The following is a 12533-nucleotide window of genomic DNA, read 5'->3' as shown; positions in this document are numbered from 1 at the left end:
CAGACTCATGACACACGAAAAAATCACGACAGTCGAACGCGCTGGAATGCTCATCTTCGGGGGCCTCGTGGTCCTCGCGATGCCGATCCTCGGACTGCTGAACACCTTCGGCGGATCGATGAGTGGGATGGTCGAGTACATGGACGGAGACTCCGCGGGCTATGCGCTGGCCCAAAGCGGTGTCCCGGAAGCCGCGGAGATCACGGCCACGCCGATCGTGGGGCCCAACCTTCGAGCGACGTTGCTCGCTATCGGGCTCATCGTCTTCGGTCTCATGGTGGTGTACCGCCTCATTTCCGTCTCGGGGACGGACCCGAACGCGTCGCCGGCACCGACTGCTGATTGAGCGGACCCGAACGGTGGGTTCGCACGGTTGGCAAATCAGTAATCGAGAAGTGCGTTTTTTCGGTTCTTTTTATCAGTGACGACGATGCAGTCGGGCGACCGACTTTTGTTCGGTCGAACCAGTGCGGAGGGGATTTGCACCAGAGGAAGACTCGCTCCCGTAGGTCGCTCGTCTGATAGGGCTCAAATCCCACGACACCGTTCAACTTGAAGTGAGCGGTGCCTGGCGGCACACGCTCTCTGTGTTGTAGAAGCGGTGAGGAGGGGATTTGAACCGAAAACAGACTCGCTCGCTCTGCTCGCTCGTCTGATAGGGCTCAAATCCCTCGATACCGTTCAACCTCAGGTGGCGCGGAGCCTGGCGGCTCACGCGCTGTGTTCGGTAGAAACGGTGAGGAGGGGATTTGAACCCCTGAGGCTACAATAGCCACCTGCTCTCAAGGCAGGCGCGTTAGGCCGCTTCGCTACCTCACCACAGTTCCAGCAAACGTGGGGATGGATTAAGAACTGTCGGTCGCTTCCGCCGCCGCGCTTGTGATCTCCCCATCACGCAACTCGATTTCTCGCTCCTGAATCGTCTTCCAGAACTGCTCCGGAAGCGGCTTCCCGGCGAGGGTGTTCGCAGTAAGTCTCGTCAACACGCCACGCAAATCCGCCGGAGTTGACAGCACTTCTCTCGTTCGCAGGAAGTCGACAGCAAGGTCATTTGCAGTGGCTTCTCGTGTGACGGCTTCGATGGGCTGGGTCTCGAAAACGTCCGTGAAGTCGATCAAGTCGGAGAAACCCGCGAAGTATACGTCACCTCGTGCAGCCGGTCCGAGGACCACGTCTGCCCGGCGAAGTTTGAGCGCCCCTTCGTCGACTATCGAGCGTGCGAGCCGTGGCACACACGGATCGAGAACTGTCGCGGACTGGGCGTCCTCGTCTCGAATCAGATGGGTGATGGCGTTGCCCGCTTTCGCCGAGAAATTACCGCCGACCTGGGGCTCGAACCGAATTTCCTCGAACCGGTCGGGTGACATCGCCTTTGCCGCCAACTCGCGAAGTCTTGCCTTCGGGTCGATATCTTCGGAATCTCCTGGGACAGCATCGGCTTGCGGGTAATTCACAAGTATGTCGACCGTACTCTGCTCCAGGGTTGCCATGGTGTCTGCCACCAATGCCTCGTAGAGTGCGAGGCCGTCATTTGGTGTGAGGTCCGTCTGTTCGACGAGTTGTTTACAGGCGACCCCTTCGACTGGGGGCTCAGCGAGCACGATGACGGTCGTCATTTCCGTTCACCGACTGGAGCAACTCGTTTGAGCATGGCTATGCGTCGACGGTGGTCCGCCTAAAACTCCTCGGCTGCGAGAGGCAATTATCGGATATTCCCCACGACGACTCACTCGGGCCGACTTGGGTGGTAATCGGTGTCGTATTCGCCCGGTTGACCGTCAAGTCGGTCCGGATTGATTCGGCCCGAAAGCAGCATGAAGTCCGTGATCGTGAGGGCGGCCATTGCCTCGACGACCGGGACCGCCCGGGGCGGTAGGACTGGATCGTGGCGACCGGTCACCTGCACGGTCTTCTCCTCGCCGCTCTCCCAGTCGACGGTGGTCTGCTTGCTCGGGATCGAGGTCGGGGCGTGGAGAGTCACTTCCCCGTAAATCGGCTCTCCGGTTGTGATACCTCCCTCGACGCCCCCGTGGTCGTTTTCGATGGGGGTCGGGTCGTCGTTCTCGTCGAATTCCCACTCGTCGTTCCGGTCGAGCCCGGAAACCGTGGCTGCGTCGCGACCGAGTCCGATTTCGAACGCTGTCGTGGCCGGAACCGACAGCATCGCTTTCCCGAGCCGAGCCTCGACGGCTTCGAACCGGGGCGCACCCAGGCCACGGGGAACCCCTTGAATCTCGAAGGAAACCGCCCCGCCGATCGAATCGCCGTGTTTCTGGTACTTCTCTGTGACTTCCCGCATTTCAGCCGCGGTTTCGGGATGCGCACAGCGGACGTCGGTGTCCTCCGTGTGCTCCCCCATGGCTTCGAAGGTAACTGGCGGCGATTCGACGTCGCCGATTCGGCTGACGTGGGCCCGGATTTCGATCCCTTCGTGTGCGAGGATCTGCTTTGCGACCGCCCCGGCCGCGACCCAATTTACTGTCTCACGAGCCGAGGATCGTCCGCCCCCACCCCAGTTTCGGGTTCCGAATTTTGCCGAGTACGTGAAATCACCGTGGCTTGGACGGGGGGCGGTGATGAACGGTTCGTACTTGCCTGATCGGGCGTCCTTGTTCTGAATCGTGAGTCCGATCGGTGTCCCGGTTGTAAAGCCGTCTTGAACGCCACTTTGAATCTCCACCCGGTCGGGTTCATCACGACTGGTCGAAATGTGAGATTGGCCGGGTTTTCGTCGATCCAGTTCCTCCTGTATCGCCGCTTGTTCGATCTCGAGTCCCGCTGGACAGCCCGAGATGACCACCCCCATTGACGGACCGTGGCTCTCCCCGTAGGTTGCGATCTGGAAGAGCCGTCCGAAGCGATTGCCGTTCATACCACTTTCGTCGGGACCATGGTCATTGAGCCTTTGGAATGTCAATCGGTTATCGCCACGTCTGCCCCAACCTCGGCCAGGACATCGAAAAAGCCTGGGAACGAGACATCGACGTCCTCGGCGTCGCTAATCGTTGTCTCCCCGTCTGCGACGAGGCCAGCGACGGCCAGGGACATGATGATCCGGTGATCGCCTCGTCCCTCTAGTGTGGCTCCGGTAAGATCGGTCTCGGACCCGTAAATCGTCAGTCGGTCCTGTTCCTCTGTGAGACTTGCGCCCATCGCCTCAAGAGAGTCGGCCATCGCACTGACTCGGTCGGTCTCCTTGTACCGGACGTGTTCGCAGTTCTCTATCGTCATCGTTCCGTCCGCGACGGCGCCGAGGACAGCGAGCGTCGGCAGTAAGTCTGGGGTATCTCCCACGTCCACTGTCACGCCAGTGAGGTTGGTTTCGGTGACCGTCGCTTGTCCTGCGTCGGTGTCCCACTCGATATTGGCCCCCATCCGTTCGAGGATCGGGATGATCTCGCTGTCACCCTGGGGACCGGGGTAGAGCCCATCGACGGTTACTGGCCCCCCAGCGATTGCGCCTGCGGCAAGGAGGTATGACGCCGCAGAGAAATCACCGGGCACGGTGTAACCGCCAGTTGGGGCGTCGTATTGCTGGCTCCCCTGGACTGCATAGCCCGTGTCTAATCGCTCGACTGCGACACCGAAGTCCTGCAGCAGCTCAATCGTGATTTCGACGTATGGGCTCGATTTCAGTTGGGAGGTGAGTCCGATTTCGATGCCCGCCTCCGTTCTCGCACCGGCCATGAGAAGGGACGTGATGAACTGTGAGGACACGTCTCCAGGCACTTGCACCGTTCCACTGTCGTCCCAGCCATCGATCACGATTGGTGCCTGCTCATTGCTCCGAGTGCTTCGAGCCTGGCCACCAAGCTGATCGATGGCGTCGAGCATCGGCCCCTGGGGCCGTGACCGGAGCGACTCGTCCCCCGTGAGAACGGTCGTCCCGTCGACGAGTCCAGCGACACCCATCGCAAGGCGAATCGTCGTCCCGCTATTCATACAGTTGATGACATTTGCTGGAACTTCGGGCTGGTCGCCGAAGCCGGACACAAAGAGCCCCTGTTCGGTATTGCGGACGGTTGCGCCGAAGGCTTCAACGGCCCGCATACTCGCCCGCGTGTCCGCACTCACGAGTGGTCGGTTGATTTCGCTCTCGGCGCCGTATGCCCCGGCAAAGATGGCGCGATGCGTATAGCTCTTCGAGGGTGGGGCTGTGACCGTGCCTGAAACGGTCGACGTGGCTACCGTCGCGTGCATAGCTGGAACTCGGGGCCCGCTCACATGACCGTTCCGGAGGCGATAGCGTTTTGCAACCAGCCAGCGAGGAACGTGTCATGAAGCGTTCCGTCTCGCGCCTCGACGAGTATCTCGCGGATCGTGACCTGGACGGCTATTTGCTAGATGCTGATGGCACGAACTCGAATCAACACTACCTCTCCGGATTCGATGCGCCAGACCCGTTTCTCACGCTCTATACCCCGGAGCACATGGCCATTCTCACGTCGCCACTCGAGTACGCTCGAGCCGAGTCCTCGAGCCGGGCCGACTCCGTTCGTCGGTGGAGTGCGTATGATTACCGGGCGAAAAAAGACGAACACGGCCGCGATGCCGCTCGCGGCCTCGTGATCGGTGAGTTCCTTGACGAATTCACCGCTGAGTCGGTCGCGACCGACCGACGGTTCCCCCTTTTTACTGCCGATTCGATCCGAGAGCAGGGCAAAACCGTTTCAGCGGACCTCGAGGACGTCATCGAGGAGATCCGGGCCACGAAAACCGAGACCGAACGTGGCCATATTCAAGATGCCCAGCAAGCCAATGAAGCGGCGATGGCAGCGGCTGAATCGATGATTTCGGAAGCCGAAATCGGGCCGGACGGTTCCCTCTCCGTCGAAGAGGAGGTTCTCACGAGCGAACGGATCAAAGCCACGATCGAACGGACCTTGCTAGATCGGGGATACGCGATGGACCAGACGATTGTCGCCAGCGGTCCCGATGGCGCGATTCCACACGAACGTGGTTCCGGGCCGATATCGGCCGACGAGCCCGTTATTGTCGATATCTTCCCCCAATCAAAGGAAACGAACTACCACGCAGACATGACTCGGACGTTCCTCCGAGGTGAGCCCGATCCACAGATCCGGGCGTTTTACGACCGCACCCAGGAGGCAAAACAGGCCGGGATGGCTGCGATCGAACCGGGCGCTACCGGTGCGGAGGTCCATGATGCAGTCTGTGACGTCTACGAGGAGGCTGGCTATGCGACACTCCGGTCTGACGAATCGACTGAGACCGGATTCATCCACAGTACCGGTCATGGCGTCGGCCTCGACGTCCACGAACATCCTCGAATCGGTTCTGATGGGGGGACCCTGGAACCTGGGCACGTGATCACGATCGAACCCGGTCTCTATGACCCCTCGATCGGCGGGGTTCGGATCGAGGACCTCGTCATAGTGACCGACGACGGATACGAAAACCTCACGGATTACCCCGAGACGTTGCTCATCTGACTGGGGGCAGAGCGAATCCTTTTGTCCGGGCCCGAGCAATCCACTCACAATGGATGCACTTATCGTCGGCTCCGGGGCAGTCGGGCGCTGGGTCGGCGCCCGGTTTGACGGCTCTGTCTCATTCGCCGACGCAGACCGTGAGACAGCCGAAAGTGCCGCCGCGGAGGTCGCAGGCGGGTCAGTTGCAGACCTCGAGGGCACGGAGGCGTACGATGTGGTCGCTATTGCGGTTCCAATTCGAGTCACACCAACGGTGATCCGAGCTCAGGCATCGCGGGCCGAGGGTGCGATCGTTGATTTTACCGGATCGATGACGGAGCCGCTTGCGGTGATGGAAGAGACCGCGTCTGCAGTGGAACGTGTGAGTTTCCACCCGTTGTTCGCCCCTGAACACGCACCGGGTCGGATTGCGAAGTCGGTCGGGAAGGGGGGCCCGATTGTCGATGAGATTACGAGAAGCTTCGTCGAGGCAGGGAACACGGTCGTCCCAGTCGAGCCAGCTGTCCACGACGACGCGATGGGAACGGTCCAGGGACGGGTCCATGCGGCCGTTCTGGCCTTTGGCCTTGCCGCTGACCCGGTGCCCGAGAAGCTCGGAACGCCCGTGTACGAGGAGTTACAGGCCCTCAGGGAGCGCGTTACCTCCGGAGAGCCGGGGGTCTACGCGGATATTCAGGAAACCTTCGACGGGATCGAGGCCCTGCAAGAGGCGATCGACCAGTTGGCCCAGGCCGACCGAGCCGAGTTCGAAGCTCTCTACGACGATGCCGGTTGACCGCGACGCGGTCAGGGATACCGCGAAGTACCTCCGGCAAGTACGGCCGATCGATCCGGCCGAGGTTTCGGAGTACGTTCCTGATCAGCCGGATCCCAGAGTTATTCAACAGGTTCTCCGGGAACAGGCCATGGACCTGGGGCTGGCTGAGGGAGCAGACGGGCTGTTTCGGCCGGCTGCAACGGGTCCGTTTCGACCGGACTTCGATGGTGTTGATCGGCTTCCAAAGAAGTACGAATCCCAACTGGAGTCGTTGCTCGTGGAGCGCTACGGGCCGGAGTGGCATCAGGGTGAGACAGGGGCGAAGATTCGAGAGCGGATCGACCGCCTGAAAGCGGATTACTTCGATGGTCGGTCGGTCCAATATGACCGGGACGTAGCACTCGCCTATGCGATCTATCACCTGGCGGATTACTACGCGTCGACCCAGTACATCCTTGCGACGCTGGCCCAGGACGGACTGGTTCCGAGTCAGGCCAGCGTCCTCGATGTCGGGGCCGGTGTCGGTGGTCCGGCGCTCGCAATCGCCGATCTCTTCGACGTGGATCGGGACCCCACGGAACTGCCGATTTTGGACTACCACGCCATCGAACCCTCACCAGCGGCTGCCGTGTTCGAATCGCTGCTCGGTGATGGCCCACGAAACGTCACGACTGAACTCCATCGCCAACCCGCAGAGCAGTTCGACCCGGCGGACTCGTTTGACCTGATTTTTTTCAACAACGTTCTCTCAGAACTCGAGACGCCAGTCGAGACGGCCGAGCGGTACCTGGAGTTTCTCACGGAGTCCGGAACGCTGGTCTTAACAGCCCCGGCTGATCGGAACACGAGCATTCAGCTTCGTCGGGTCGAACGAAACCTCGAGACGCGAGGGGAAACGGTCTACGGGCCCACTGTCCGACTGTGGCCGGACGAGCGCCCAACTGACACCTGCTGGTCGTTCGACCAACGCCCAGACATCGATGTTCCGTCCGTGCAAGCGGCTCTGGCAGGCGAAGCAGATCGTGCGGCCCCGGTGCAAAACACGTCAGTGAAGTTCTCGTACTCGGTGCTCCGGCGGGACGGGAAGCGGCGGTACGACTTCGCTCTCGACCGGTCGAACGTAGCGAAACTCGGCGACATGGAGGCCCATGTCGGGAGCCGAATCGACCTCGTGGTCGGGAAACTCTCCGGCGACCTCTCGGAGGGTGGCCATCCACTGTACAAGATCAGTGACGGGAGCGAATCGGTCAGTCACTTTGCGGTGCTGGTGAACGAGACGGAACTCAATCAGGATCTCAGCACCGCTGAATACGGCGATATCATTCAAATCACGGGCGGGTTGGCTCTCTTCAACGAGGACGAGGCGGCCTACAACATTGTTGTGGACGAGGAGACGATAATCGACCGGGCCTGAGAGACCGGACTGGTTGTGCCCCGTGCGAAGACATACCCTGACAGCGGTGCGTTTTTGCGGAGGGCCCCCATCCACTCGTGTATGGCCGGGCCCCCCGAAATCCTTGTGACGAACGACGACGGAATCGAGAGTTCAGGTATACGGGCCCTGGTCGAGGAACTGTCGTCGGTCGGGTCGGTTACCGTCGTCGCACCTGCGGACAACCAGAGTGCCGTCGGCCGCGCCAGTTCGCGGGAAGTCCGGGTGCAGGAAACGGACCTGGGATATGCGATTGAGGGGACCCCGGTCGACTGTGTGGTCGCCGGAATCGGGTCGCTAGCTCCCTATCCTGACGTCGTGGTCGCCGGGATCAACAAAGGAGCTAACCTTGGGATGTACGTCCTCGGTCGGTCAGGGACGGTGAGTGCGGCCGTGGAGGCTGCGTTCTTCGACGTCCCGGCGATCGCCACCTCGTTGTATCTTCCCGACGAAATGTGGAAACGCCAGTTGAAACAATCGGACTACGAACACGCCGCCACGGCGACCCGCCATCTCGTGGAGGAAAGCCTCGGAAGCGGTGTCTTCGAGGACGCCGATTATCTAAATCTGAACGCCCCGGACCCAGATATGGTTCCAGACGGAATGCGGGTCACACGCCCATCGCGGGCCTACGACATGACGGCCGAACGCGATGGGACATGGGTCTCGTTGAAAGACCGGATGTGGCAGCGTATGGAAACCCGGAGCCTTTCCGACGGTCCGGAAACCGACCGGCGAGCGGTCGTTGAGGGCCACGTTAGCGTATCGGCACTTACTGCTCCGCACACGCCCGAGGGACAAGGGTCTCTTGAAACCGTTGTATCTCGATATCAATCCGAGTAATTACCGATTTTCACGCTGTTCGACCTTGTTCAACTCGATGAGCAGTCGGAAAATCGCTTTGACCAGGTTGGCTTCGACGCCGAACTGTTCGGCGTTCGACCCAGCCCGGTCCATAACGGCCTGTTCCTGTGATTCGTCGGTCGTCGGAAGGCCTTGCTCGGCTTTGACCTCCGCGATGGTGTCAGCCACGTACGTTCGCCTCGCGATCAGTTCCACGATGTCGCGATCGATCATTCGGATCTCCTCGCGGAGGTCCTCGAGTGACATTTCTTCGGTCGGCGTTTCGCCCGCTCGTGGTCCTATTGGATCGCTCATTCGATGATAGCTCCCTGTGATTGGGTGTGAGTTCGGATCGTCTGTCCAGTCCGGTCCGCCCAGCGCTCGACAACCGCATCGATTGCCGCTGCCTCACCGATAGCGACATAACTTGGCCCGGTCCCTGAAAGGGAGACGCCAGCGGCCTCCGGGAGGGCTTCGATCAGTGGTTCGCTGGGTTGTTCCAGAGCCGCCGCATAGGCAAACCCGTTGATGGTCATCGCCGTTTCGTAAGCCCCCGACTCGGCCAGGTTCTTGACCACGTTCGCGACAGGGGCGATGCGCTCACACCGCTCGACGTCGGCGTCGGCGCTGAACCCCTGCTCCGGTGGCATCCAGATGCCCACGTCCCAGGTGACGGACTCCTGATCGATGAGCCTATCGGCCGTGTTGTCCGTTATCGTGAGTCCGCCGAGCATACTCGCACTCGCGTCGTCGAAGGCACCAGTGATCGTAACCCCGGCGGCTCGGGCTGCTTCAACCCCGAGTCTGGCAGCATCCTCGCGGTCCACCCTCTCTGCGGCGTCGAGGGCTGAGAGGGTTGCCAAGACCGTCGCGTTGGCTGCGGCACTCGAGCTCTTGAGCCCGGAGGCGAGTGGCACCTCACTTTCAGTCCGCACCGTTGCACCCTCGACATCGCCAAACCGTTCGAGTACGATTTCGACCGTCTGTTCGATCAAGGAAGTATCAGCATCCGGTCGGTCGGCGATTTCACCTGTGACTTCGTCCCCGCCGAGAGAAACGTCGGCGGTTACGTACTTGTCGATGGCAAAAGCCGACCCATAGCCCGTCGCCAGCGCGTTGAGCACTGTCCCGGCGGCGGGGGCCTGTGCACGTCCGTCCATGCCCGCAGTTCAGCGAGGGCTCACTTACGGTTGCCGGTCCTGTGGAACGCGGGGCTTTTCTTCCCGGATGGGAAATTCCATCTATGACTGCTCGTGGTGACGTCCCACCGAAACCACTGGGGGTGACGCTTGAGGAAGGCGGGATTTACGTCGACTATCAGGACAATCGACGGGTCTTCTACAACGGCATCCCCGAAATCGTCACGGGAACGTTGCGCTGTCGGCCGGGGAAGGACGTGCAAGTCCTGGTCACGAACGAATCGGAGACGGAGGGTGTGATGACCTACGTCAACGAACGCAAGACCGAGGACGGAATCCTTGAATCGAGTGGGGTGGGGCGGGTCTTTCTCGACTCGGGCGATACCATGGAAGTGTTCGATGGCGTCGTGGCCACCGTCGACGGCCTCGCTGTGGAAGTGTCTGTGGACATGTCGGTTATTGACGGTCGGGTCTTCGTGTTCGAGGAGGACGAACTCGGCGAGGAGATGTACGAACTCCGAGCCGAGGCGGACTGATTACTGCAAGTAGGTTGGGTCCTCGGCGTCGCAGTTGACCTCGTGTTGGCTGGCTTCCTCCCGGTCGTCGAACATCATCCCGCATTTTTCGCAGACGTACCAGGTTGTGCCGTCCTTCGTCGTTTCCTCCACCATAGTCGTATGTCTCGTCCCAGGCAGTATAGGCATTCCCCCGCCACCCTTTTTTCCGTCGGCCCGAAGTCACTCCATGAACGGGACACAGGACGCAGAGGCCGTGCTCAGGGAGGCCCGGTCGCGAGATGCAGGGCAGGGCGTGATCAGGGTTTCCCGGGGCCTGATGCGCGAACTGGGCGTTCTCAGTGGGGAAACTGTCCGTATCGCCGGCGAGTCTGAGACCGTTGCCCGTGTTTGGCCCGGTCGCGATTCGCTCGGTCGAAACGAGATTCGAGCAGACGGGGAAGTTCGGGCCAACGCGAACGCGGCAATCGGGGACCACCTGACGCTCAGTCCCGTGGATCTCGTCGATGCTGATTCGGTTACCGTCGTTCCGACCGCAGACCCTGGGCGCGATCGTGAGGTCATCGAACGCACGCTTGAGACTAGCCTGACGAACCGGTCGGTTCGCACGGGCCAGCAAGTCAAAGTCGATTCCCTCGGGGACGTTGGCGAGTTCCAGGTGACCGAAACTGAACCGAAAGGTCCGGTTCGGATCACCGAAAACACGACACTTACTGTCGACGATTCGGCGGTTTCGTCGACGGGGGTCGGGGTTACCTACGAGGATATCGGGGGTCTTGGGCCGGAACTGGAGTCCGTCCGAGAATTGGTTGAAGCCCCCTTGGCCAACCCTGGACTTTTCCGACGACTGGGTATCGACCCGCCGAAAGGGGTCCTCTTGTACGGCCCACCAGGTACCGGGAAAACTCGGATCGCCAGAGCGGTCGCCAACGAAGCGGACGCGCATTTCACGTCTGTTTCCGGCCCTGAGATCGTCCAGAAGTACAAGGGCGAGTCTGAGCAACGGATTCGCGAGGTGTTCGAAGAAGCCCGATCTGAAGCTCCGAGCGTCATCTTTTTCGACGAACTCGACGCCATAGCCGGGAAGCGTGATGGCGGGGGCGACATGGAGAACCGTATCGTCGCGCAGTTGCTTTCGGAACTCGACGGCCTCGAAGCCCGGGGGGAGGTCGTCGTCATGGGTGCGACGAACCGGGTCGATGCGATCGACCCTGCACTCCGGCGTCCGGGTCGGTTCGATCGGGAGGTCCAGATTGGTGTCCCAGATCGGGATGGGCGCGAAGAGATCCTCCGAATACATACCCGCGGAATGCCCCTGGGAGAGAACGTCGATCTGGGGGCGCTGGCTGACCGGACCCATGGGTTCGTCGGGGCCGATCTCCAGGCACTCGTCGTCGAAGCGGCGATGGATTCACTGGCCAGGTATCGGGACGAGGAAACCGCGGAGCTCCAGGTGGAACGTCCGGATCTCGAACGGGCCCTCTCACGAGTTGAACCCTCCGCAATGCGAGAGTTCGTTGCCGAAATCCCCGAAACAGCTTTCGGGGACGTCGGGGGTCTCGAGGGGGTCAAACAGTCACTTAGGGAAGCCGTGGAGTGGCCTCGAACGCATCGGGACCTCTTCGACGCGACTGATACTGACCCGCCGACGGGAATTCTTCTCCATGGGCCACCGGGGACGGGGAAGACCATGCTCGCCCGGGCGGTGGCGAGCGAAAGTGGCGTGAACTTTGTTCGGGTCGCCGGTCCGGAACTGTTCGACCGCTACGTCGGTGAGTCCGAACGAGCCGTCCGGGAACTCTTCGAACGGGCGCGACAGGCCGCCCCGACAGTCGTGTTCCTTGATGAACTGGACGCAATTGCCGGTCGTCGTGGTGACACCCAGGAGGTCACGGAGCGGGTGGTCTCCCAACTCCTCACGGAACTCGATGGAGCCGCGGACGATCCGAACCTGATCGTGCTCGGTGCAACGAACCGATACGATGCGATCGACACTGCACTGCTTCGGCCCGGCCGACTCGAACGCCATGTCCACGTTCCAGAACCCGACCGAGAAGCGCGACGGAAGATCCTCGAAGTCAAAACCGGGTCAAAGCCCCTCGACCAAGAGGTCGATGTTACTGCCATGGCCGGCGATTTGGACGGATATACCGGGGCTGACATCGAGGCCCTGGTCCGGGAAGCCTCTATGCGGGCGATCCGTGAGGGGGTCGAGACCGAAGAGACGGAGCCTGGTGACATCCAACTCACGACGGCTCATTTCTCGGACGCGATGTCGATTGTCGACCCGTCGAACGCCCCGTCTGGGGCGGACTGACCACGGTCCCGTCTGGAGCCCGTGTCTGGCCCATCGAAACCGACATCTACTCCAGTCGGTCGGTGTGATTGAGTGGT

13 protein-coding genes and 1 tRNA gene are annotated in these 12533 nt (G+C 61.1%); 7 read left to right on the top strand and 7 right to left on the bottom strand.

Translation table 11 applies throughout. The features are described from left to right. Positions 1-7: 7 nt before the first annotated feature. A complete protein-coding gene (locus V5A26_RS01100) occupies positions 8-346 on the top strand; it encodes a hypothetical protein (protein ID WP_332320465.1) in 339 nt (112 codons plus the stop codon). 388 nt (positions 347-734) lie between these two features. On the opposite strand, the gene V5A26_RS01095 is transcribed toward V5A26_RS01100, so the two are convergent. From V5A26_RS01095 to aroA, 4 genes are all read right to left on the bottom strand, one after another. After that, positions 735-819: transfer RNA gene (locus V5A26_RS01095), tRNA-Ser, on the bottom strand. A 26-nt stretch (positions 820-845) separates the two neighbouring features. Further along, positions 846-1616: a DUF2064 domain-containing protein gene (locus V5A26_RS01090; RefSeq protein WP_332320466.1), complete on the bottom strand. Its 771-nt coding sequence runs from the start codon at positions 1614-1616 to the stop codon at positions 846-848. 110 nt (positions 1617-1726) lie between these two features. Next, complete coding sequence (gene aroC / locus V5A26_RS01085) at positions 1727-2872, bottom strand: chorismate synthase (protein WP_332320467.1); 1146 nt, start codon at positions 2870-2872, stop codon at positions 1727-1729. Between the two features lie 41 nt (positions 2873-2913). Next, positions 2914-4200 (bottom strand): 3-phosphoshikimate 1-carboxyvinyltransferase, encoded by a 1287-nt coding sequence (aroA, locus tag V5A26_RS01080; protein ID WP_332320468.1) that lies wholly within the window; start codon positions 4198-4200, stop codon positions 2914-2916. A gap of 77 nt (positions 4201-4277) precedes the next feature. Here aroA and V5A26_RS01075 point away from each other — a divergent pair, with 77 nt between their 5' ends. The 4 genes from V5A26_RS01075 to surE all read left to right on the top strand — a co-directional run bounded on the left by V5A26_RS01075 (position 4278) and on the right by surE (position 8485). Next, the gene (locus tag V5A26_RS01075) at positions 4278-5453 is read left to right on the top strand and encodes a M24 family metallopeptidase (RefSeq protein WP_332320469.1); all 1176 of its coding nucleotides are present in this window, start codon (positions 4278-4280) and stop codon (positions 5451-5453) included. Positions 5454-5502: 49 nt separating this feature from the next. Beyond that, the gene (locus V5A26_RS01070) at positions 5503-6228 is read left to right on the top strand and encodes a prephenate dehydrogenase/arogenate dehydrogenase family protein (RefSeq protein ID WP_332320470.1); all 726 of its coding nucleotides are present in this window, start codon (positions 5503-5505) and stop codon (positions 6226-6228) included. Continuing rightward, positions 6218-7624: a small ribosomal subunit Rsm22 family protein gene (locus V5A26_RS01065; protein ID WP_332320471.1), complete on the top strand. Its 1407-nt coding sequence runs from the start codon at positions 6218-6220 to the stop codon at positions 7622-7624. Before V5A26_RS01070 ends, V5A26_RS01065 begins: the two co-directional genes overlap by 11 nt. Before the next feature lie 81 nt (positions 7625-7705). Beyond that, a complete protein-coding gene (gene surE / locus V5A26_RS01060) occupies positions 7706-8485 on the top strand; it encodes a 5'/3'-nucleotidase SurE (RefSeq protein ID WP_332320472.1) in 780 nt (259 codons plus the stop codon). On the opposite strand, the gene V5A26_RS01055 is transcribed toward surE, so the two are convergent. After that, positions 8486-8800, bottom strand: a complete 315-nt coding sequence (locus V5A26_RS01055; protein WP_442908733.1) for a chorismate mutase — start codon at positions 8798-8800, stop codon at positions 8486-8488. It abuts the gene before it with no gap. Then, positions 8797-9645: a shikimate kinase gene (locus V5A26_RS01050; RefSeq protein WP_332320473.1), complete on the bottom strand. Its 849-nt coding sequence runs from the start codon at positions 9643-9645 to the stop codon at positions 8797-8799. The genes V5A26_RS01055 and V5A26_RS01050 overlap by 4 nt, the downstream gene beginning before the upstream one ends. Before the next feature lie 83 nt (positions 9646-9728). On the opposite strand from V5A26_RS01050, the gene V5A26_RS01045 reads away from it, so the two are divergent. Further along, a complete protein-coding gene (locus V5A26_RS01045) occupies positions 9729-10160 on the top strand; it encodes a DUF5796 family protein (RefSeq protein WP_332320474.1) in 432 nt (143 codons plus the stop codon). On the opposite strand, the gene V5A26_RS01040 is transcribed toward V5A26_RS01045, so the two are convergent. After that, positions 10161-10295: a DUF7128 family protein gene (locus V5A26_RS01040; protein ID WP_332320475.1), complete on the bottom strand. Its 135-nt coding sequence runs from the start codon at positions 10293-10295 to the stop codon at positions 10161-10163. Positions 10296-10368: 73 nt separating this feature from the next. Between V5A26_RS01040 and V5A26_RS01035 the strand changes: the two genes are divergently transcribed. After that, positions 10369-12456, top strand: a complete 2088-nt coding sequence (locus V5A26_RS01035) for an AAA family ATPase (protein WP_332320476.1) — start codon at positions 10369-10371, stop codon at positions 12454-12456. Positions 12457-12533 lie beyond the last annotated feature (77 nt).

The sequence above is a fragment of the Halodesulfurarchaeum sp. genome, assembly GCF_036626455.1.
Taxonomy (GTDB): Archaea; Halobacteriota; Halobacteria; order Halobacteriales; family Halobacteriaceae; genus Halodesulfurarchaeum.
Note: the sequence above shows the minus strand (reverse complement) of the source record. Positions and strands in the feature narration are given on the sequence as shown.

Bases quoted from the DNA above. Each gene is read 5' to 3' on its own strand.
- V5A26_RS01035 (WP_332320476.1), top strand. From the start codon at position 10,369: ATGAACGGGACACAGGACGCAGAGGCCGTGCTCAGGGAGGCCCGGTCG.
- V5A26_RS01075 (WP_332320469.1), top strand. From the start codon at position 4,278: ATGAAGCGTTCCGTCTCGCGCCTCGACGAGTATCTCGCGGATCGTGAC.
- aroC (WP_332320467.1), bottom strand. From the start codon at position 2,872: ATGAACGGCAATCGCTTCGGACGGCTCTTCCAGATCGCAACCTACGGG.
- V5A26_RS01070 (WP_332320470.1), top strand. From the start codon at position 5,503: ATGGATGCACTTATCGTCGGCTCCGGGGCAGTCGGGCGCTGGGTCGGC.
- V5A26_RS01055 (WP_442908733.1), bottom strand. From the start codon at position 8,800: ATGAGCGATCCAATAGGACCACGAGCGGGCGAAACGCCGACCGAAGAA.
- V5A26_RS01040 (WP_332320475.1), bottom strand. From the start codon at position 10,295: ATGGTGGAGGAAACGACGAAGGACGGCACAACCTGGTACGTCTGCGAA.
- V5A26_RS01050 (WP_332320473.1), bottom strand. From the start codon at position 9,645: ATGGACGGACGTGCACAGGCCCCCGCCGCCGGGACAGTGCTCAACGCG.
- V5A26_RS01045 (WP_332320474.1), top strand. From the start codon at position 9,729: ATGACTGCTCGTGGTGACGTCCCACCGAAACCACTGGGGGTGACGCTT.
- V5A26_RS01090 (WP_332320466.1), bottom strand. From the start codon at position 1,616: ATGACGACCGTCATCGTGCTCGCTGAGCCCCCAGTCGAAGGGGTCGCC.
- surE (WP_332320472.1), top strand. From the start codon at position 7,706: ATGGCCGGGCCCCCCGAAATCCTTGTGACGAACGACGACGGAATCGAG.
- aroA (WP_332320468.1), bottom strand. From the start codon at position 4,200: ATGCACGCGACGGTAGCCACGTCGACCGTTTCAGGCACGGTCACAGCC.
- V5A26_RS01100 (WP_332320465.1), top strand. From the start codon at position 8: ATGACACACGAAAAAATCACGACAGTCGAACGCGCTGGAATGCTCATC.
- V5A26_RS01065 (WP_332320471.1), top strand. From the start codon at position 6,218: ATGCCGGTTGACCGCGACGCGGTCAGGGATACCGCGAAGTACCTCCGG.